Source organism: Pseudomonas sp. ZY71 (assembly GCF_036542145.1).
Classification (GTDB): domain Bacteria; phylum Pseudomonadota; class Gammaproteobacteria; order Pseudomonadales; family Pseudomonadaceae; genus Aquipseudomonas; species Aquipseudomonas koreensis_A.
Genome location: NZ_CP144274.1, coordinates 4,333,188 through 4,353,669, shown reverse-complemented (window position 1 = coordinate 4,353,669; position 20,482 = coordinate 4,333,188). Strand labels below are relative to the sequence as shown.

Below are 20,482 nucleotides of genomic sequence, written 5' to 3'. Positions count from 1 at the left end.
TCAGAATCCCCCTACAAGCACTGGTGAAGATGTCGATTCTGCATTGTGTTTTTTTTGGTCGATTGCCGACTTTAGGCCGTATAAACTTGGCGCCACGCGTCGGCCAATAGATGTCTCGGCGCCACAGATCAAGAGAGTGAGTAATGGGCGCACAGTGGAAGGTTAAACACAAAGAAGCGGCAGCCAACGCCAAGGGCAAGATCTTCGGCAAACTGGTGAAGGAAATCACCATCGCTGCCCGCAACGGTGCCGATACCACCACCAACGCACACCTGCGTCTGGTGGTCGAACAGGCCAAGAAAGCCTCGATGCCAAAAGAAACCCTGGATCGCGCGATCAAGAAAGGCGCCGGTCTGCTGGGTGAAACCGTGCAATACCATCGCGTGACCTACGAAGGGTTCGCCCCGCACCAGGTGCCGCTGATCGTCGAGTGCGTGACCGACAACATCAACCGTACCGTCGCCGAAATCCGCGTGGCGTTCCGTAAAGGCCAACTGGGTGCCTCCGGCTCCGTGGCCTGGGATTTCAACCACGTCGGCATGATCGAAGCTTCGCCGGACACCCCGGACGCCGATCCGGAAATGGCCGCCATCGAAGCCGGTGCTCAGGATTTCGAGCCGGGCGAAGACGGCGCAACCCTGTTCCTGACCGACCCTACCGATCTGGATGCGGTGCAGAAAGCGCTGCCAGAGCAAGGTTTCACCGTGCTGTCGGCCAAGCTCGGCTACCAGCCGAAGAACCCGGTCAGCGGTTTGAGCGACGAGCAGATGGCTGAGGTTGAAGCATTCCTCGAAGGCCTCGACAACCATGATGACGTGCAGGACATGTTCGTCGGCCTGGCGGGCTGATCGACCGCGTCAGTGATGGCCTCATCGCCAGCAGGCTAGCTCCCACAGGGGATTTGTGAACGCCACAGATCCAGTGTAGGAGTGAGCCTGCTCGCGATTGACCGCGCAGCGGTCACAGATCTTCAAGTTGTCGCATGACCTCAGCAAACCCCGGCCGCGCCAGCACCTCCGCCTGACAGCAACGCCGCTCCAGTTCCTCAAGCACCGCACGTCGCTCATCACTCAACCCCGAGTCGATGCGCGCCAGCAACTCACCCAGCAGAATCCCGAACGCACGTACTTCGATGCGTTGCAACGCGCGCGTTTGCGCCGTGTCGGCAATAGCGTGGAACGACGCCCCGCCAAAATCCCCGAGCAGGCAATCGCCGCGCTCGTTCAACAAAATGTTGTGCCCGTAGAGATCGCCGTGGGTGATGCCTTGCTGATGCAGATGCTCCGCTGCCGAGGCGATGCCTCTGGCAATGTTCAGCGCCACCTCGGCACTGAACCGGCAATCATCGGCGTACACATCGCGTGAGCAGGACGCCAGGCTTGGCAGGTCGGCGAGGTTATGGAAGGACGGATCGATCAGTTGCATCACCAGTCCCTGTTGGCCGTCGGGATGGCCACTGATGCGCCCCTCGATGCGGATCAGATTGGGATGCAGGCCGGCGGTGATACAGGCATTCATTTCGTGCAGCGGCGAACCGTCGCTGGTCATTTCACCTTTGTACAATTTCACCGCAACCGACGTCACTGAGCCATCGTCGCGCTGCCAGCTCGCCCGGGAAATCACCCCCGAGGCACCTTCACCCAACTGTTGCTGCAGACGCAGCACCGACCAGTCGATTAGCGGTGTCGCCTCCAGTGCGGCGGCGTCTGCCTCGGTTTCCAGCGGGTTACCGGCGTAGGCCAGCCACTTCAGGCTCGGCAGCGCGAGCAGCCATTGCGGCAGCTCGGTCAGGCGGTTGGCGGCAATGCGCAGCAACTCAAGTCGATGGCAGTTGCTCAACGAAGGCGGCAGCGCTTGCAGACGATTGCCGGACAGCATGAGCTTTTGCAGGGCCGGGCGCTCACCGAGTTCACTCGGCAGGCTTTCGATGCAGTTGTCGGTCAGGATCAGCCAGCGCAGTTGTGGCGGCAGGGCTTGAGCGGGGACGTTGACGATGCGATTGGCTCTGAAGCCGACCATCGTCAGCGCCGCGCATTGGCCGAGACAGGCCGGCAGTTCAGTGAACGGGTTGTCGGAGCAGAACAGCACGCGCAGGCGAGTCAGGCGATGCAAGTCGTCCGGCAGGCTGCTCAGGGCATTGCCGCTGAGATTGAGAATTTCCAGAGTGTCGGCCAGCTGGAAAATCTCGACCGGGAACTCGGTCAGTCCGCAAGACAGATCCAGCCGCGTGATGCCCGACAACTCGCCGGCGCGCAATTGAGCAAGGGTGTGCATGTTGGGGTTCGCTAATGATCAGTGGAGCGACGCTGAGGCGCTGGGAATGGGCGACATGATAACGGCAATACCCGGATTTGAAATTGGGTAGGTGGCGAAACTTCAGCTGCCTTTTGTGGGAGCGAGCCTGCTCGCGAAAGTGGACTGTCGGCCGCTTATGTATTGACTGACACCGCGCCTTCGCGAGCAGGCTCGCTCCCACAGGGTCAGTGTGCTCAGTCGTCGTTGTGCATCTCCTGCAACTGCCCCAACCGACTGCGCGTGCGCGCCAGGTCAATGGCGTAGCCGTCGAGGCTTTCGCGCAAGGGCAGGCGACCCAGCAACGTCAGGTGCTTGTCCTGGTCATACAGCACGTCGATCAGGTTGATGAAGCGTTGTTGTGCGGCGATCGGGCATTCTCCCAGTTCCGGGAGATCATCAATGATCCAGCGGTCGAAACGTCGACACAGCTCCAGATAATCCATGACCGCCGTCGGCTGTTCACACAGATCGTTGAAGGTAAAACCGACACTTCGCTCTTCACACCAGCGAGCCCGAATCTGCCGGGTGCCGACGGTTAGCGCAACGGCTGGCGCATCTGCAGGTGGCAGCTGCAGAGCGGCGCGTTGCGCTGGCGTGGCTGGCCACACGTAATGGCCCTGAGTGAATAACTGCTGCGCAGAGTGGCGCGTGTGACTGCGGTAATCGTGCGGCCCGCCGACTTCCATCACCTGCATATGCGTATTGATCAGTTCGATCACCGGTTTGAAGCGGGCGTGATAGAGCGGATTGGGCAGCAGGCCATCCGGCGCATAGTTGGAAGTCACCAGCAGCAGAATTCGCCGTTTGAACAATGCTTTGAACAGCCGGGTGATGAGCATGGCATCGCCGATGTCATGCACATGAAACTCGTCGAAACACAGCACCCGACAATCCTCCAGCAATTCGTCGAGGGTCACTTCGAGGGCATCGTCCTGCTCGCGATGGCTGAACATGCCCTGATGCAATTGCGCGAAAAACTGATGGAAATGCAGGCGCCGTTTCTGCGTGATCGGCAGGGCCTGAAAGAAGCCATCGAGCAACCAGCTCTTGCCGCGTCCGACGGCGCCGAACAGATACAGGCTTGGCGCAGTTCGGCCGCTTGCGCCCAACAACAGGCTGGCCTGCTGCGCCATGCACTCGATGACGCGCTGCTGGCTGTGGCTGAGGGTGTAACCCTGCACACTGGCCTTGTGCCGGAAGTAATCATGGATCGACTGGGCACTGGCGTCATGCCCGACACTGGCCGGCAAACCCTTGCCCAACCAACGGCGCAACGCCGGCCAGCGCTGGATCAGTCGCGATCGTTTCGGCAGGTGGGCAGGCACTGTGGGCGTCTCCGTGATCGTCAAAACCGGCTCCCGGGAGCGCGGCGACACAGTGTAACCAGACGCCGGGTTGGCCAGCCACCACAGCGGATCGACAGTGGGCGGTTATTGAACAAATTTGTGCCGCGCGTACAGCTATTTTTAGCGACATGGCTCGACCGGTTGCCAACCTTTCGAAACATATCCCGGGCGATCCCTGGATCCAATCGACTGGCGGAATCGTCGACCGTTGCTAACCTCAATCACAGAAACGACGTCGCAAGTGATCACTGACAAGGAACGGCGCAGTGAATGTACAAGTGGTCATGGGCCTGCTGGGGGTACTCGTTGTGCCTGCTCATGCGGCAGATCTTCAAGTCGAAGTGCGCGTTGACGTGCAGCGCGGCTGCCAGTTGATCGGCCAACAGCGTGGCGCCGGCATTGAGCAACTGGGTGTGCTCGACTTCGGCAGCACCGCGCGCCTTGACGACCCGACCGGGCCATTGGGCGCGGCGTTGACCAATCAGCGCCTGCCACGGCTGGAGTGCAACCCGGACACGCCGTACCAGATGCGCGTCGATGGCGGCTTGCATGGCGGTGTCGGTGAGGTCCGCTACATGGCCGGTTCGGTCGGCAGCAAACCTATTCCGTATCGCTTGTATCAGGATGCGGCGCGCCGGGTACCGCTGGTGGTGGACGTGCCGGTCAGCGGACGGGTGCCGGACAGCGGCACGGTGGAATTACCGTTGTACGCGCGCATCGAACGCTTGGCTGAAGTGCCGCGAGTCAGCCGTTATTCGGATCTGGTCAAGGTGACGGTCACCTGGTGATCGCGGTTTCAAGACACCCGGTGGACGCGGGTGTGCAAGGAAGGCGTTCCATGATGAACGCGGTGAATGAGTCAGCGTAAGGGAGCAGGGACGGGCGCAATGACAGGCAAACACTGGATGGTGGTAGCGGCAGGTACGCTGGCTATGCTCGCAGACAACGCGCAAGCGGCGGTCAGCGGGCAGATCAATGCGCGGCTGATCCTGATTGCCGGCTGCGAAGTTACCAATACCAGCACGCCCGAGAGCCCGGTCAGCGATTTCGGCACCCTCGATTTCGGCCTTCAGGGGCCCACCTGGAACGCGCCGATCAAGGCCAGTCTGGATGGCGACAGCAGCGGCAAACTCAACGTTGCCTGCAATCCTTCGGTCACCGGCTTCACTGTAACCATCGACGGCGGCAGCCACGGTGACGGCAACACCCGGCGCCTGAGCAACGGCCGCCAGACCCTTCCCTATCAGCTGTTCGTCGATCCCTCCGGCGTCCGGAGCTACAGCATCGGCCAGCAACACAATTTCGCTGTCACCAGCGCTGCGCAGATACCCATTCCGGTATTTGGCTCGGTGGTGGCGAATACCCGCGCGGTACCGGCAGGTGTCTATACCGACACGCTGACGGTGACGCTCGACTGGTAACCCCGGAGAGGACGGACACCATGCGTATGTTTGCATCAAGGATAGGTTTGTCATTGCTTGGCCTGGCGCTGGTTTCCAGTGCCAACGCCGCCACCACGGTCACCGGCCAGATCACCTCCAGCCTGATTCTGATCAGCAGTTGTCAGGTCAACGGCGCTGGCGGTTCCACCGGGCTGAACTTCGGTGCGTTGAACTTCGGCACCGCCAACAGCCTGTTCACCACCGCCACCGGACAAGTGTTGGGCGGAGGCGGCGGGGCGTTGTCGATTCTCTGTTCCAGTGGCACCACGCCGACGGTCAAGGTGCGCGCCGGCTCCCATGACGGCATGTCGCCGGGCGGCACACGAGCGTTGTACGACGGTGTCGCCAATTACGTGCCGTACGACTTGTACACCGATGCCGGGCACTCGCAACTGCTGGCGATCGACGGGACCATCAATCTTGCGGCCAGCACCGGAGTCGCACAGACGGTGAACATCTACGGTCAGGCGGTGGGCAAGGCCGGTTTGCCGGCGGGGACATACACCGACACCGTCGCTGTTGAACTGACGTTCTGATGCCATGCGCCGCCATGGCTGTGCCGCGCTGCTCCTGCTCTGTGCCGGCAGTGCACCGCTGCCGCTGACCGCAGCGACGAGCCAGAGCTTTCAGGTCAGTGCCACGGTCACTGCCGGGTGTCTGGTGGTGGGCGGGGTGTCGAACTATGGCGGGCTGAATTTCGGTTCGCGTTCGGCATTGGCCACCGGCACCGTGCAGGTCGCGCTGACCGGCGGGGTGCAATTGCAATGCACGCCGGGGGTGACGCTGAACATGAGCGTCGATGGCGGCCAGTACAACAGCAGCGGTCGGCACATGCAGGTCAACAGCGGCAGCGCGCGGGTGGCGTATGCACTGTTTCGCGATTCGGCGTACAGCCAGAGCCTGGGCATTGGCCAGAGTGTGGCGGTGGCTTACAGCGACGCGAACAACATCAGCCTGCCGATTTACGGTCAGGTGCAATTGCCGGGCAATCAGCCTGGGGGGACGTACAGCGACGTGTTGCAGGTGCAACTGTCGTGGTGAGGCGAAGTTGAATGGCCGACAAGGAGCAGTTTTATGGGGTCAGTGACGTCACGGCATTCTTTCGTGCGCTGTGTGATGTGGACGATGTTCATGCTTGGCGCAAGCCAGGCGCACGCGGCGAGTTCGGTGCTGATCTGGCCGATCGATCCGGTGCTGGAGGCTGATCAACAGGCCAGTGCGCTGTGGCTGGAAAACCGCGGCAGCGAAACCGCCAATCTGCAGATCCGCGTGTTCGGCTGGAGCCAGAGTGGTTTCGCCGAGCAATACCAGAACCAGCGCGACGTGATCGGCAGCCCGCCAGTGGCGAAAATCGAACCGGGGCAGAAACAACTGGTGCGTCTGACCCGCACCAAGGACGTACCGCCGGGCCAGGAGCTGGCCTACCGGATCATCATCGACGAAATTCCTTCCGCGCAACCTGCAACCGCTGACGGAGGCAAAACCGCCGCAGCGATCCGCTTCCAGATGCGTTATTCGGTGCCGCTGTTTGCCTATGGCGCCGGGTTGTGGAGCAAAGAGGACAGCAGCCGTGCGCGTGATCCCAAGGGCGTTGGCCTGCCGCAGTTGAGCTGGCGCACGGTAGCCGTGGACGGCAAGCCTTATGTGGAAGTGCGCAATCAGGGCGCGGTGCATGCGCGGCTGACCGACGTGGCAATCAAACAGGCCGGGCAGAGCAAGCCATTGGCCGAAGGGTTGTTGGGTTATGTGCTTCCCGGCGCGGTGATGCGCTGGCCGGCGCCCGGGCCGTTGGCCGGTGAGTCAGCGTTGCAGGTACGAGTAAATGGCGCGGCACAGGTGCAGAACATCACGCCCGCCAAGTAAGTGAGTCGTAGCGCGGGCATCTGGCGTCGACGCAAGCGGTATCAGGAGGATTCAGTCCATTGACGGACGTAAAACGCGTATGAACCCAGGACGGGTTCGCCGTATTCAGCGTCCGTTGTGGCTCATCACCGGCGCGTGTTGCCTGATGTTCATTCAACCATCCGGGGCCGGCGATCTGCCGCCGCCTCCCAGCGGCATGGAGGCCGTCAGTGATGCACAGTTGTTTCTGGAACTGGTGGTCAACCAGATGAATACCGGGCGCGTAGTGGCGGTGCAGCAGCGCGACGGACGCTTGTTTTTGCCAGCGACGGCGTTGCGCGAAACCGGCATGAAACTGCCCGACAGCCTCGGCGCCGAGGTCGATCTCGACAGTCTGGCGGGGCTGCACAGTGACTACGACAGTGTTGGTCAACGTTTGCTGCTGGACGTGCCGCCGGACTGGCTGCCGGAACAGTTCATCGGCAATCGTCAGGCTTACCCGCGCACCCCGGCGCTGAGCAGTTTCGGCGCGTTGTTCAATTATGACCTGTACCTCAATGACACTGACGATGCCGGCACTTATCTGGCGGCGTGGAACGAAGTGCGGCTGTTCGACAGCTGGGGCACGCTGTCCAACACCGGGCAGTATCGGCAAACCTTGTCCCGTGATTCGCTCAACACGCTGGACAACGGCTACTTGCGATACGACACCACCTGGCGTTACTCCGACGACGAGCGAATGCTCACCTACGAGGCCGGTGACGTGATCAGCGGTGCTTTGCCGTGGAGCAGTTCGGTGCGTCTGGGCGGCGTGCAGTTTTCTCGGGATTTTGCCGTACGCCCGGATCTGGTGACCTATCCATTACCGCAATTTGCCGGTGAAGCGGCGGTGCCGTCCTCGGTGGATCTGTTCATCAATGGCTACAAGTCCAGCAGTGCAGATTTGCAGCCCGGGCCATACACGCTGACCAATATTCCGTTCATCAACGGTGCGGGCGAAGCTGTCGTAGTGACCACTGATGCGCTCGGTCGGCAGGTCTCGACCACGGTGCCGTTCTATGTCACCAGCACCTTGCTGCAAAAAGGCTTGAGCGATTTTTCCGTGGCCGCCGGTACGCTGCGTCGCGACTATGGTTTGAAGGATTTCAACTACGGCCCGGGTGTCACCTCCGGCAGTCTGCGCTATGGCGTCAGCGACAGTTTCACCGTGGAAAGCCATGCCGAAGCGGCCGATTCGCTGACACTGGGCGGCCTCGGCGGCAATTGGCAGCTCGGTAACTTCGGTGTGCTCAACAGTGCACTGAGCCAAAGCCGTTTCGACGGCGAGGGCGGCCAGCAATTAAGCCTGGGCTATCAGTACAGCAATCAGCGTTTCAGCTTTTCCTATCAGCGGCTGCAACGTCACGATCAATACGCCGACCTGAGCGTGGTCGACAGCCCCTATATCAGCCTTAGCCGGCGCAGCGAGCAAGCGACCCTGAGCCTTAACCTCGAACGCTGGGGCAGCCTTGGTGCGGGTTATTTCGATGTGCGCGCGGCGGACGATTCGCGCACGCGGCTGCTCAACCTCAGCTGGAGCAAACCGTTGTGGCGCAACAGCAGTTTCTACCTGTCGGCCAACCGTGAGATCGGCGACAGCAACTGGGCGGTGCAGGCGCAACTGGTGATTCCGTTCGATCTGCGCGGCAGCCTGGCGATCAGCAGTGATCGCAGTAAAACCGGGCAGAGCCAGCAGCGGGTCAACTACAGCCGCGCGGTGCCGACCGAGGGCGGCGTAGGTTTCAATCTGGGTTACGCCAAGGGTGATGGCGCTGATTATCGTCAGGCCGACGTTACCTGGCGTCTGCAATCGGTGCAGTTGCAGGCCGGTGTCTATGGCACTTCCGACGCCGAAACCCGATGGGCCGATGCCAGTGGTTCACTGGTGTGGATGGATCGCCAGGTGTTTGCCGCCAACCGTATCGACGATGCGTTTGTGGTGGTGAGCACCGAGGGTTTTGCCGACATTCCGGTGCGCTACGAAAATCAGCAGGTCGGTCAGACCGACAAGAACGGTCATTTGCTGGTGCCATGGAGCAGCGCCTATTACCGCGGCAAATATGAAATCGACCCACTGAATCTGCCGGCCAACGTGCGCAGCCCCAACGTCGAACAGCGCATCGCCGTGCGGCGTGGCAGCGGTTATCTGCTGGAGTTTCCGCTGACCCGAGTGATTGCCGCGAGCATCGTGCTGGTCGACGCGCAGCAGCGAGAACTGCCGCTGGGCGCGGGTGTTTTGCATGAGCAGAGTGGCACGCGAACGGTCGTCGGCTGGGATGGGCTGGTCTATCTGGAAAACCTGCAGGCGCAGAACTCGCTGCAGGTGACGCTGGCCGACGGCAAGACATGTCATGCGCAGTTCAGCGTCGATCTGAATCAAAATCAGGTGCCGTTGATTGGCCCGCTGGTGTGTCAATGATCCGCGCGCGCTGGCTTCTGTTGCTGGCGCTAATGTTGCCGGCGGCGGTGCAGGCTGCGTGTTCGGTGGTCAGCACCACGCCGGCGGCGTTCGGTATGCTCAGTTCGATCGCCGTGCGCACGACTTCACAGCCCAGTTCCACACTGAACGCGGGTTTGAGTTGCACCGGTTCGCTGCTGTCCCTGCTGACCAGCAATGACCACTTCTGGGGCACCGTTTCATCGACTCAAAGTGGTCTGGTCGGGCCGACCGGCGATGTCATCAATTACACGATCTACGCCAACAACAGCACCAGTTACCCGCTGACCCGCGGCACCGCCTATGACTTTGCGCGCAACGGCATTATCGATGCCTTGGGCCTGCTCAATGGTACGACGCCGAAAACCGTGCCGCTGTATCTCGGTACCACCATTGGCAGCAACGTTGCCGCCGGGGTGTACACCGAGACCCTGAGTATTTTCTGGAACTGGAATTACTGCTCGGGGATTGGTATTGGTTCTGTCTGTCTTGGGCGCGACATCGCCAGTGGCACGACGTCGTTGACGGTGAACATGACGGTGTCCAACGATTGCACGATTACTGCGCCGAACATTGCCTTCGGCAGCGCGCCGGTGGTCAGCGCGTTCACCCCGGTGACCGGTCAGACGATCAATCTGGCCTGCACCAAGGGTAGTGCCTACACCGTGGGGTTGAGTGACGGGCAGAACGCGGTGAGTGTCGGCGGGCGGCGACGGATGATTTCCGGGAGCAATTATCTGGCTTACGACATTTTCAAAAGCGCCGGCACCACGCGCTGGGGCAGTGTCGGCACGGCGCGGCGGGCGAGTACCGATGCCGAGGTCAATCCGGGTAACGGGCTGGGCACGGGCAGTCAGATCTTCAACTACAACGCGAAAATCTACACCGACCAGACCACGCCACCGGCGGGCACCTATCTGGATAATGTCGTGCTCGATGTGGGTTTCTGAGGCTGAAGCTGATCCCTTGTAGGAGCGAACCTGCTCGCGAATGCGGTGTGTCATTCAGCAACGATGCGACTGATCTGGCGCCTTCGCGAGCAGGCTCGCTCCCACAGGGGAGAGGTGGAACTCTCAGAATTGCAGCGATTGCTTGAGCTGTTGCGCCGCTGGCGTATCGACCGGGCTGACCATCGCATAGTTATACCCGCCGCCCGACCAGTACTCGGCCTGCAAGTCGCCATCACTGCGGCTGCCACGGGGCAAAAAGGTGTTTTTCGGGCCCGGCGGGCGCACGTAGAAACTCACCTTGTGCCCGCGGCCATCCTCATACATGACCATCGCTGCCGGGCCTTCGTCGGTGCTGAGCAGGCGTCCGCTGACCGGTTTAAACCCGGCCGCCTTCAGATCAGGCAAGCGACTGGCCCGGGTGAAATAGCGGTCGAGCCAGCGTTGCATATCACCCTCGCTGTCGACTTTGTAATCCGCTGGCAGCATGCCTTGCTGGGCAATCAAGCGATAGGCCTGCAAGGCGTCGGTCATCGGCAGCATTGTCGAGTGCACAAGGGTCATTTCCCGCGCCTGCCAGCCGCTGAAGCCGCCGACACTGACCGCAATCAGCAACACCGCCGCGCTGGCCAGATGACGCCGTGACTGACGCTGACGGCGCTGGCGAATCATCGCCGGATCAAGCGCCGGATTGGCCGGTTGCTGCAACGCGCCGCTAAGTGCCGCGCGCAGTTGCTGGGCATCCTGTTGCCAGGCGCGCACCTGCGCCGCTTCGTCCGGGTGACTGGCCAGCCAGGTCTCCAGCACACGCCGGTCGGCGTCGCTGAGCTGGTGGTCGACATAGGCGTGCAAATCACGCTCGTTGGGAGGCAGGCTGATCATTTGAGTATCCGCAAAGAAGGGCTGCTGATTTCGCCGTCGCTGAGTTGGCGCAAGGCCTGGCGGGCACGGGACAGGCGCGACATCACGGTGCCGATCGGGGCGTCGAGAATCTCGGCGACCTCTTTATAGGAAAGGCCTTCCACCGAGACCATCAGCAACAAGGCGCGCTGTTCGGTGGGCAGACGGTCGAAGGCTTGCAGGGTCGACTGGGCAATGACGGTGCGCTCCGCCGAGGGTTCGGCATCGTCGCGACCGGTGAAGAATTCGAGCATCCGCGCGTAGCGTCGCGAGCGGCGATGGGCGTCGAGAAACTGCCGATAGAGGATCGCAAACAGCCAGGCACGCAAGTCGCCGTCGGCGCGTTTATCACCCCAACTCGACAGCGCCCGCTCAAGGCACGCCTGCACCAGATCGTCGGCGCTGCTGCTGTTGCGTGTCAGTGACACGGCAAAGCGGCGCAATCTGGGAATGATTTCTCTCAACTGTTCGTCGAATTCGCTCATGAAATTCTGCTAGTCACTACGCTGTGGACTAGGGAGACGCCCGCCGTTGAAGGTTATTCCACGTTCGGAAAAATAAATACCGTCGTGTGGAATAAACCCGGACGCGGCGCGTCTTGCTGATTCTTCCTACTTGTGGCCGATGGCCCTGGAGTTTTTCATGGTTGATCGCACCTCACCCAACGCTTCACCGCCCGGCGGGCCGCAACGCCCGCCACTGAGTGCCGCGAGCCTGATATTGCGTCTGGGCGGCATTGCCGTGGTAGTCGCTGCGGTGGCCGGGGCGTTTGCCTACGTTCACGGTAACTTCGACCCACAACGTCTGACGCCAAAAGCGCTGGTCGATGTGCTGGAGAAGAACAACGGCGTGCATCCCGGGTTTCGTCGTAACCACGCCAAAGGCGTGTGCGTGATCGGGCATTTCGAAAGCACTGGTGAGGCGCGGGTATTCTCCACCGCGCAGGTGTTCAACGAACCGCAGACGCCGGTGGTCGGGCGTTTCGCGCTGCCGGCGGGCAGTCCGTATGCACCGGACAGCAGCGTGCCGATTCGCAGTCTGGCGCTGCGGTTCACCCAGGCCAACGGGCAGCAGTGGCGCACCGGGATGAACAGCATGCCGGTGTTCCCGGTCGGTACGCCTGAGGCGTTTTATCAATTGCAGCAGGCACAGTCGCCGGATCCAGCCACGGGTAAACCTGATCCGAGCAAGGTCCCGGCGTTCTTTGCCTCGCACCCGGAAGCCGTGCCGTTTCTGACCTGGGTGAAAACCGCCAAGCCGTCGGCCAGTTATGCCACTGAAACCTACAACAGCGTCAATGCGTTTTATCTGGTCGACGCCAGCGGAAAAAAGCAGGCAGTGCGCTGGAGCATGACGCCGTTGGCGCGCGATGCTGCGGGCGCCACCGCGCCTGAGGGTGGCGATTTTCTCGAGAAAGATCTGGTGCAACGATTGGCATCCGCGCCGCTGCGCTTTCAGCTGAATATCACCCTGGCCAATCCTGAGGATCCGGTGAACGACGCCAGCAAGACCTGGCCCGAGGGGCGCAAAGTGTTGAACGCCGGCACGCTGGTGCTGGAAAAAACCCAGCCACAACTGAGCGGCGAATGCCGTGACATCAACTATGACCCGCTGGTGTTGCCGGCCGGGATTCAGGGTTCCGCCGACCCGTTGCTCGCGGCCCGTTCCGCCGGTTACGCCGATTCCTATCTGCGTCGCACCAGCGAAGTCAGCCAGTTGCCCGCCGCTAAACAGGAGGCTCGTCCATGAGCACTCAACCGACGCATTTCGCCCTGTTGGCGCGACTGCTGCATTGGCTGATGGCGATCATGATCATCGCCATGCTGTTTATCGGTGCAGGGATGGTCACCTCGGTTTCCGAGCGGCATGAATGGCTGATCCATCTGCACAAACCGCTGGGAATCGCGATACTGGCGCTGGTGATTGTGCGTTTGCTGGTGCGACTGACTACGCGCCAGCCACCGTTGCCAGCGGATCTGCCGGGCTGGCAAGTGCTGGCGGCCAAGGCATCGCATTTGTTGTTGTATGCATTGATGCTGGTGTTGCCGTTGCTCGGCTGGGCGATGATCAGCGCTTCGGGTGAACCGGTCATGCTCAGCACAACGTTGCAGTTGCCATCGATCGTTCCGGCCGATGCGCAGTTGTTCGCGTTTTTGCGCAAGGCTCATGGCTATCTGGCCTATTTGTTGTTCCTGACGGTGCTGCTGCACCTGGCGGCGGCGTTGTTTCATGGCTGGATCCGCCGCGACGAAGTGCTCGACAGCATGTTGCGCGGTCGCGATCGCAGTTAACCCGCTTGAGTGGCGCATCGAGCCGGTGCGCCGCTTTTCAGGGTCAGCCACCAGTACGCGAGCGCCACGGCGTTGATGCCCGCGCCGAGCAGGCACACGCCAATCCAGCCGGCCCACGCGTACATGGCGGTCGAGCCGATGGAGCCGAGTGCGCTGCCGATCGAGTAAAACAACATGTAACCGGCGGTGAGACGGCTTTGCGCTTCGGGGCGCACACTGTAAATCATGCTTTGGCTGGTGACGTGCACGGCTTGCAGGCCCAGATCAAGGGTGATCACGCCGAGCAACAAAGCCCACAACGAGGATTGGGTGAGGGCGATCGGCAGCCAGGAGGCGAGCATCAGCAACAGTGAAAGACCGCTGACCCATTGCCCGAGACCGCGATCCGCCAGATGCCCGGCCCGTGCGGCGGCCAGCGCACCGGCGGCACCGGCCAGCCCGAATAGTCCGATTTCACTGTGCGACAACGACAGCGGTGGGGCGGCCAGTGGCAGCACCATTGGCGTCCACAGCACCATCGCGCTGGCGAAGGTCAGCAGGGCGAGGATCGCGCGTTGGCGCAGCACCGGTTCTTCTTTGAACAGGCTGAATACCGAGGCAATCAGTGCAATGTAGCCAGTCGCCGGTTGTGGGGATTCATGCTTGGGTAGAACTCGAAACAGCAGCAACGCCATCAACAGTGTCAGCCCTGCCGACAGAAAGTAGATTGCACGCCAGCCGGCCAGATCGGCCATGCCGCCGGCGACCGTGCGTGCCAGCAAGATGCCCACGACGATGCCGCTGGTCACCACACCGACCACGCGCCCGCGTTGGGCCGGGATCGCCAGGGTGGCGGCGTAAGCCACGAGCACCTGCGTGACCACGGCGAGCAGCCCCGTCAACGTCATGCCGAGCAGCAGCCAGACACTGCTGGGCGCCAGCGCGATCATCAACAATGCCGCTGCCGACAGCAGGGTTTGAGTGACGATCAACCGGCGTCGATTGAGCAGATCGCCGAGGGGCACGAGTAACACCAGACCGATGCCGTAACCGATTTGCGTCAGGGTGATGACGATGCCGATGGTCGCCGGCGACATCGCAAACGCCTCGGCCATCGCGTCCAGCAATGGCTGGGCGTAATACACATTGCCCACGGCCAGACCGCAGGCCACAGAGAAAAGCAAAACGGTGCTGCTTTTGAGAGGTTTCATATCCCGCATCCTTTTAGGTTTCAAAATAAAACCTTGATAACGGTATTGATTCAGGTTTTATTTTGCAACCTGTTTGCGCGAAGGTACGAATGGCAGAAAGCAAAAGATCGCAGACAAGCTGCGATCTTTTGCGGGACGGAGGAGGGGATCAGCGCAGGGTATCAACCATGTCAGCGATGGTGGTCAGCACGTCTTTGCCCAGCTGTTTTGAGCGTTTGCCCGACCAGCCGGTTTCCTTGTCGGGATGGTCGTCGTGATCCTTGAACGGCATTTCCAGGGTCAGCGACAGGCAGTCGTATTTCTGTCCGACGCTGTTGCACGCCAGGGTCATGTTGGCCTGGCCCGGTTCGTCGCGGGTGTAGCCGTGCTTGGTCTGGAAATCTTTAGTGGTGTGTTTCAGGTGGCTGCGGAAATGCTCTTCGAGCTTTTCGATGCGCGGCGTGTAACCCGGATTGCCTTCACAACCGGCGGTGAATACGTGGGGGATTTCTTCGTCGCCATGTACGTCGAGGAACAGATCGACGCCGTACTTTTCCATTTGCTGCTGTACGAAAAGTACCTCGGGGCTGACGTCCTGACTGGCGTTCTGCCAAGCGCGGTTCAAGTCCTGGCCCATCGCGTTGGTGCGCAAGTGACCGTGGAAGGCACCGTCGGGATTCATATTCGGCACCAGGTACAGATCAGCGCTGGCCAGCAGTTTGTTCAGCACAGGATCGTCGTGTCTTTCCAGGCGTTCGATCACGCCTTCCATGAACCATTCAGCCATGTGTTCGCCGGGATGTTGTTGAGCAATGATCCAGATTTTGCGCTGACCTTCGGCGCCGGTGCCTTTGCGCAGCAGTTGAATATCGCGACCTTCGACGCTCTTGCCGGTGGCCAGCAATTCGGTGCCGGCCTTGCTCAGGGCCTGATCGATCAGCCAGTCATGACGACCACGGCTGTAGGGTTCGAAGTAGGCGAACCAGGCATGGGTTTGCTCGGCTTCGAGGCAAAAGCGCAGGCTGTCACCTTCAAAACTGGTTGGAATGCGGAACCAGTTGACGTGGTCGTAGGAGGCGACTGCCTGATAGCCGGTCCAGGCTTTGTTATAGGAGGACTGGCTGGCGTTGACCAAGCGGAACCAGTGTTCCTGATGAACATGCAGACCGCTGGCCTTGAAGTGGAACCACTGAAAATGGGCGCTGCGGGTGTCCGGGCGAATGGCCAGAACCGGATTGAGCGGGTTGCTGATGTCGATGACTTGGATGTTGCCGCTGTCGAAGTTGGCGCTGATGTCGAACGAAGATTTGGCCACGGTCATAATCGATTCCTGAATATGATTTTTATGGCCGTTACTGTACACGCAGGCAGGGCTGAAACCGAGGGGATTTGAGGGGTGTGGCGGGGGGCGTCCTCCATGACGCGCAAGCAGCTTAGAGAGTGTGCGATTGATTCTCAAGTGCTAATTGTCATTAGTTTGCCCCAATCTGGCCGGGCTTCGCTTGCCAAGCGATATTCTTTTGATATTATCCGCGCCATCGAATTTGCAGCACCTAAAGACTTCATTAGCCTGAAGCCACAAGCCTGAAAAACGGGCAAAAAAAGACCCGGCAAAAAGCCGGGTCAAAAACCGTGATTAGCCTGATGAGGAGATAGTCCAGAGACCGACCTAAGGTCTCTGGTCCATCGACTGATCTCGCGACCAGCTGCATGCAATAATAATCATTATCATTTGCAAGTCAAATGTTTTTACCTGCGCGATAGGAAAATTCTTTCCTGTCCGCCCGGACTGCTCCTCCTCAGGCGTCATCGCCATCGAGCGAATGGTCAACCATCGCCCGCGCCATATCCACCATGTGCACCACTGAAAATGCCAGATCGCGACTCGCGCCTTGCAGGTTTTCGGCTGCCTTGAACGCAGTGGCTGCGGCACAGCGCAACAGATCCGAGGCGTGCACCAAGGCTTCTTCGCCACTGAGATGGCGCCTGACATCGAAAAAGCGTTCGTCGACTGCCGGTTCTGACACAGCTGGTTTCAAGTAATAGTCCAGCGCTCGCTGCGCTGCCGCATTGCCCTGAGGGGAGGTGAAGGTGGTGTCCATTTGCAGATCGGGCAAGTCTTTGCTGCTGATATTCATGATGAAGAGGCACTCCTTGGTCGATTGAAAATCCGTGCCTTCAGAATAGTACTCTGTGTAGTTGTGACCAGAATTTAAATACTACAATATGTGTTTTGCTGGCCGAAGGCGTCGACGTAAGGTGCTGCACATGGATAAATGGATTGAGTTGGTCAAGGCCAAGATGAGTGAACTCAAAATCACTCAAACAGAGCTCGGAGAGCGCGTCGGCATGTCCCAGGGCGGGATCGGCCATTGGCTGAACAAGCGTCGCGAACCCGGCATCACGGAAATGAATCGCGTGCTGCAAGCGCTGGGCATGGATTTTCTGGAAGTGGTGCTGGTTATCCGGGAACCGCAAATAACATCTGACGACGACATGCCGCTGGCGCAGAAGTACAACCCTTACTTCCGTTACCCGGTCAGCGATTGGCAGACGACCTGCGAGGTGCGCGAGAGCGATCCGGCGTCCTACACGAAGGCATCCGGCAAACAGCGTTTCGAACTGACGGATTACCACGCGCGTGGCCCGGCGTTCTGGCTGACGGTGACGGGGGATTCGATGACCGCTCCCAGTGGCCAGAGCATTGCCGAAGGCATGCTGATTCTGGTCGACCCGGCAGCGGAGGCGGTGCCCGGCAAACTGGTGATCGCCCAGTGGCCAGACAGCCCTGAAGCGATCTTCCGCAAGCTGGACGAAGAGGGCGGCCAGCGTTACCTGGTGCCGCTCAATCCGACCTGGCCGAAAGCCCTGCTGACCGATGAGTGTCGAATCATCGGAGTTGTGGTTCAGGCAACGGCGCGTTACTAGTCAGATCGATCCTCGCCAAGCGTAGGATCGATCCTCATATTCACACTGCTTCCAGTTCAACCAGAGCGCTGCCTTCGCCAACCATTTCACCTTCCTGGCAATACAGTGCTTTGATCACCCCGGCATGCGGCGCGCGGATGCTGTGTTCCATCTTCATCGCTTCCAGCACCACCAGTTGTGCCCCGGCCTCTACCGATTGCCCAGCCTCGACCAGCACGCGGACAATGCTGCCGTTCATCGGCGCGGTCAGTCCGCCCTGATGGCTGTGACTGGCTTCGACGGCGCTGATCGGATCGTACGTTTCGATGCGCCGCAACTCACCTTCCCATTGCAGGTACAGAGAATCCCCTTGGCGGATGGCACGCAATGTACGACGAACGCCCTCGTGCTCGACGATGAGTGCTTCGCCGGACAGTCTGGCGTGATCATCGGTACTCAACGTCAAAGCGCGATCTTGCCCCTCGCAACTCAAATGCAGGGTGATTTCCCTTGGCAGACCCGCGCGCAAACCGCTGTTGAGTGACCATGGCGAAGCAGGATCATCCTGACGCGCCAATTGCGGCAGACTCTGCGCCACGGCCTGCGCCGCCGCGCTCCAGAACGCATCGCTCAACATGCCTGGAGCAGGCAGCAATTGCTCCTGATAGCGCGGAATAAACCCGGTATCCAGTTCCGCCGTCGCAAACGCCGGGTGCGCGATGATCCGTCGCAAAAAATTGATGTTGGTTTTCAAACCGCCAATCGCAAATTCGTCGAGCATGCTCAACAAGCGCAACCGGGCCTGTTCACGATCCTCGCCCCAGGCAATCAACTTGCCGAGCATCGGGTCGTAGAACGGCGAAATCTCATCGCCTTCCTCAACCCCGCTATCGACTCGACGCCCGGGCCCTTCAGCGGACTCGCGATACAAATCCAGACGTCCGGTTGCCGGCAGAAATTCATTTGAAGGATCTTCGGCATACAAGCGCACTTCGATTGCATGGCCGTTGAGCGGCACCTGTTCCTGAGTGATCGGCAGCGCTTCACCACGGGCAACGCGGATCTGCCACGCGACCAGGTCCAGCCCGGTGATGGCCTCGGTCACTGGATGCTCCACTTGCAGCCGCGTATTCATCTCCATAAAGAAGAACTCACCGCGCGCATCCAGCAAAAATTCCACAGTACCCGCGCCGACATAGCCGATCGCCTGCGCCGAGCGCACAGCCGCTTCGCCCATCGCCCGACGCAGTTCCGGGGACAAGCCAGGTGCCGGCGCTTCTTCGACGACTTTTTGGTGCCGACGCTGGATCGAGCAATCACGCTCATTGAGGTACAGGCAGTTGCCATGCTGATCGGCGAACACCTGAATTTCCACGTGACGCGGCTTGAGCAAGTATTTCTCCACCAGCATCCGCGAGTCGCCGAACGATGACTGCGCTTCACGCTGAGCCGAGGCGAGGGCTTCGGCCAATTGGCTGACGTCCTCGACGACTTTCATGCCTTTGCCGCCGCCGCCGGCCGTGGCCTTGAGCAGCACCGGATAACCGATACGTGCGCAAGCATCGCGGAAGGTCTCGAGATCTTGTGCTTCACCGTGATAACCCGGCACCAGTGGCACACCGGCGGTTTCCATCAGCGCTTTAGCGGCGGATTTGCTGCCCATGGCGTCGATGGCCGAGGCGGGCGGGCCGAGGAAAATCAGCCCGGCCGCTTCGATGGCGCGAGCGAATCCGGCGTTTTCCGAGAGAAACCCGTAACCCGGATGAATCGCCTGCGCGCCACTGGCCTTGGCCGCTGCGATCAGTTTGTCGATTTGCAGATAACTGTCGGCCGCTTTGCTGCCACCCAGATCGACGCGGATGTCCGCTTCACGGCTGTGCCGCGCCTCGCGGTCGATGGCGCTGTGCACGGCGACCGTGGTCAGGCCCAGCGCTTTGGCGGTGCGCATCACGCGGCAAGCAATTTCGCCACGGTTGGCCACCAGCAGAGTGGTGAGAACAGGTGCGCTCATCGACGCGGCTCCTTGGTTGCGGCTTGCCAGTTCGGCGGACGTTTTTGCAGAAAGGCCCGCAAGCCTTCCTGACCTTCAGGGCTGACGCGGATGCGGGCGATGGCATTTTCGGTATAGCGGCGCAGCGCCGGGGTCAACGCGCCGTTGCCGACTTCACGCAGCAAATCCTTGCTGGCGCGCATCGCGGCGGGGCTGTTGAGCAGCAGGTTGTTGATCCACTGTTCGACTTGCTGATCAAGTTCAGCGGCCGGATAGCTCTCGGACAACAAACCGATTTCCCGTGCGCGTTGGCCGCCGAAACGTTCAGCGGTCAGCGCATAGCGCCGCGCAGCACGTTCGCCGATAGCCTGTACAACGAACGGACTGATCACCGCCGGCGCCAGACCAATGCGCACTTCCGACAGGCAGAATTGCGCGTCATCGGCGCCAATCGCCATGTCACAGCAACTGATCAGCCCCAATGCGCCACCGAATGCCGCGCCTTGCACCACGGCCACTGTGGGAATTTTCAGCTTGGCGAGGTTGTACATCAGCTCCGCGAGTTCGCGGGCGTCGTCGAGGTTGGTGTGGTAATCGAGCTCGGCCGATTGCTGCATCCACGCCAGGTCAGCGCCAGCGCTGAAATGCTTGCCACGGCCACGCACCAGCAAGAAACGCAGGCTGGCGTCGCTGGCGACTTTGTCGAGGGCGAGGATCAACTCGCGGATCATCTCGGCATTAAAGGCGTTGTTCTTTTCCGCGCGGTTAAGCCACAGCGTCGCAAAACCGCGTGGGTCGCTTTGCAGTTCGAGGGTGTTGAAATCACTCATTTTCATCCGTCTCCACGGTTCCTGTGGGAGCGAGCCTGCTCGCGAAA

General features: G+C 60.6%; 21 protein-coding genes. 12 read left to right on the top strand and 9 right to left on the bottom strand.

All coding sequences use genetic code 11. The annotated features are described in order from the left end of the window. Positions 1-143: 143 nt before the first annotated feature. Complete coding sequence (locus VY732_RS19265; protein ID WP_102901638.1) at positions 144-848, top strand: YebC/PmpR family DNA-binding transcriptional regulator; 705 nt, start codon at positions 144-146, stop codon at positions 846-848. Between the two features lie 112 nt (positions 849-960). On the opposite strand, the gene VY732_RS19260 is transcribed toward VY732_RS19265, so the two are convergent. Further along, on the bottom strand, positions 961-2,274 hold the full coding sequence (locus tag VY732_RS19260) for a leucine-rich repeat-containing protein kinase family protein (RefSeq protein ID WP_331691516.1): 1,314 nt from the start codon (positions 2,272-2,274) through the stop codon (positions 961-963). A 215-nt stretch (positions 2,275-2,489) separates the two neighbouring features. Continuing rightward, positions 2,490-3,620 carry a cell division protein ZapE gene (zapE, locus tag VY732_RS19255; protein WP_331691515.1) on the bottom strand — a complete coding sequence of 377 codons (1,131 nt, stop codon included), beginning with the start codon at positions 3,618-3,620 and terminating at the stop codon, positions 2,490-2,492. 305 nt (positions 3,621-3,925) lie between these two features. Between zapE and VY732_RS19250 the strand changes: the two genes are divergently transcribed. The 7 genes from VY732_RS19250 (at position 3,926) to VY732_RS19220 (ending at position 10,351) form a co-directional block, all read left to right on the top strand. Further along, complete coding sequence (locus VY732_RS19250; protein ID WP_177412570.1) at positions 3,926-4,429, top strand: Csu type fimbrial protein; 504 nt, start codon at positions 3,926-3,928, stop codon at positions 4,427-4,429. A 99-nt stretch (positions 4,430-4,528) separates the two neighbouring features. Then, a complete protein-coding gene (locus VY732_RS19245) occupies positions 4,529-5,062 on the top strand; it encodes a Csu type fimbrial protein (RefSeq protein WP_331691514.1) in 534 nt (177 codons plus the stop codon). A gap of 20 nt (positions 5,063-5,082) precedes the next feature. Further along, positions 5,083-5,619, top strand: a complete 537-nt coding sequence (locus VY732_RS19240; RefSeq protein ID WP_064389251.1) for a Csu type fimbrial protein — start codon at positions 5,083-5,085, stop codon at positions 5,617-5,619. A gap of 4 nt (positions 5,620-5,623) precedes the next feature. After that, positions 5,624-6,124 (top strand): Csu type fimbrial protein, encoded by a 501-nt coding sequence (locus tag VY732_RS19235; protein ID WP_331691513.1) that lies wholly within the window; start codon positions 5,624-5,626, stop codon positions 6,122-6,124. A gap of 33 nt (positions 6,125-6,157) precedes the next feature. Further along, positions 6,158-6,946 (top strand): fimbrial biogenesis chaperone, encoded by a 789-nt coding sequence (locus VY732_RS19230; RefSeq protein ID WP_137219373.1) that lies wholly within the window; start codon positions 6,158-6,160, stop codon positions 6,944-6,946. 79 nt (positions 6,947-7,025) lie between these two features. Continuing rightward, positions 7,026-9,383: a fimbria/pilus outer membrane usher protein gene (locus tag VY732_RS19225; RefSeq protein WP_331691512.1), complete on the top strand. Its 2,358-nt coding sequence runs from the start codon at positions 7,026-7,028 to the stop codon at positions 9,381-9,383. Next, entirely contained in the window at positions 9,380-10,351 is a 972-nt protein-coding gene (locus tag VY732_RS19220; protein WP_123594159.1) for a Csu type fimbrial protein, read from the top strand. The genes VY732_RS19225 and VY732_RS19220 overlap by 4 nt, the downstream gene beginning before the upstream one ends. Before the next feature lie 123 nt (positions 10,352-10,474). Here VY732_RS19220 and VY732_RS19215 read toward each other — a convergent pair whose 3' ends face one another. After that, on the bottom strand, positions 10,475-11,230 hold the full coding sequence (locus VY732_RS19215; protein WP_331691511.1) for an anti-sigma factor family protein: 756 nt from the start codon (positions 11,228-11,230) through the stop codon (positions 10,475-10,477). Next, positions 11,227-11,733, bottom strand: a complete 507-nt coding sequence (locus VY732_RS19210; RefSeq protein WP_077573661.1) for an RNA polymerase sigma factor — start codon at positions 11,731-11,733, stop codon at positions 11,227-11,229. Before VY732_RS19210 ends, VY732_RS19215 begins: the two co-directional genes overlap by 4 nt. A gap of 157 nt (positions 11,734-11,890) precedes the next feature. Here VY732_RS19210 and VY732_RS19205 point away from each other — a divergent pair, with 157 nt between their 5' ends. Then, positions 11,891-12,997: a catalase family peroxidase gene (locus tag VY732_RS19205; protein WP_331691510.1), complete on the top strand. Its 1,107-nt coding sequence runs from the start codon at positions 11,891-11,893 to the stop codon at positions 12,995-12,997. Beyond that, positions 12,994-13,539: a cytochrome b gene (locus VY732_RS19200; protein WP_331691509.1), complete on the top strand. Its 546-nt coding sequence runs from the start codon at positions 12,994-12,996 to the stop codon at positions 13,537-13,539. The genes VY732_RS19205 and VY732_RS19200 overlap by 4 nt, the downstream gene beginning before the upstream one ends. On the opposite strand, the gene VY732_RS19195 is transcribed toward VY732_RS19200, so the two are convergent. Both VY732_RS19195 and VY732_RS19190 read right to left on the bottom strand, forming a co-directional pair. Beyond that, on the bottom strand, positions 13,536-14,729 hold the full coding sequence (locus tag VY732_RS19195) for an MFS transporter (protein WP_331691508.1): 1,194 nt from the start codon (positions 14,727-14,729) through the stop codon (positions 13,536-13,538). The genes VY732_RS19200 and VY732_RS19195 overlap by 4 nt on opposite strands. A 148-nt stretch (positions 14,730-14,877) precedes the next feature. After that, the gene (locus tag VY732_RS19190) at positions 14,878-16,029 is read right to left on the bottom strand and encodes a M14 family metallopeptidase (RefSeq protein WP_137219379.1); all 1,152 of its coding nucleotides are present in this window, start codon (positions 16,027-16,029) and stop codon (positions 14,878-14,880) included. Between the two features lie 96 nt (positions 16,030-16,125). Between VY732_RS19190 and VY732_RS19185 the strand changes: the two genes are divergently transcribed. Continuing rightward, positions 16,126-16,296, top strand: coding sequence for a hypothetical protein (locus tag VY732_RS19185; protein ID WP_331691507.1), 171 nt, complete (start codon positions 16,126-16,128; stop codon positions 16,294-16,296). Positions 16,297-16,507: 211 nt separating this feature from the next. On the opposite strand, the gene VY732_RS19180 is transcribed toward VY732_RS19185, so the two are convergent. Further along, positions 16,508-16,846 carry a DUF6124 family protein gene (locus VY732_RS19180; RefSeq protein ID WP_077573656.1) on the bottom strand — a complete coding sequence of 113 codons (339 nt, stop codon included), beginning with the start codon at positions 16,844-16,846 and terminating at the stop codon, positions 16,508-16,510. Positions 16,847-16,976: 130 nt separating this feature from the next. On the opposite strand from VY732_RS19180, the gene VY732_RS19175 reads away from it, so the two are divergent. Beyond that, positions 16,977-17,636, top strand: a complete 660-nt coding sequence (locus VY732_RS19175) for a LexA family protein (protein ID WP_077573655.1) — start codon at positions 16,977-16,979, stop codon at positions 17,634-17,636. Positions 17,637-17,676: 40 nt separating this feature from the next. On the opposite strand, the gene VY732_RS19170 is transcribed toward VY732_RS19175, so the two are convergent. Both VY732_RS19170 and VY732_RS19165 read right to left on the bottom strand, forming a co-directional pair. Beyond that, entirely contained in the window at positions 17,677-19,626 is a 1,950-nt protein-coding gene (locus tag VY732_RS19170) for an acetyl/propionyl/methylcrotonyl-CoA carboxylase subunit alpha (RefSeq protein WP_331691506.1), read from the bottom strand. Further along, a complete protein-coding gene (locus tag VY732_RS19165) occupies positions 19,623-20,435 on the bottom strand; it encodes a gamma-carboxygeranoyl-CoA hydratase (RefSeq protein ID WP_331691505.1) in 813 nt (270 codons plus the stop codon). Before VY732_RS19165 ends, VY732_RS19170 begins: the two co-directional genes overlap by 4 nt. Between the last annotated feature and the right edge of the window lie 47 nt (positions 20,436-20,482).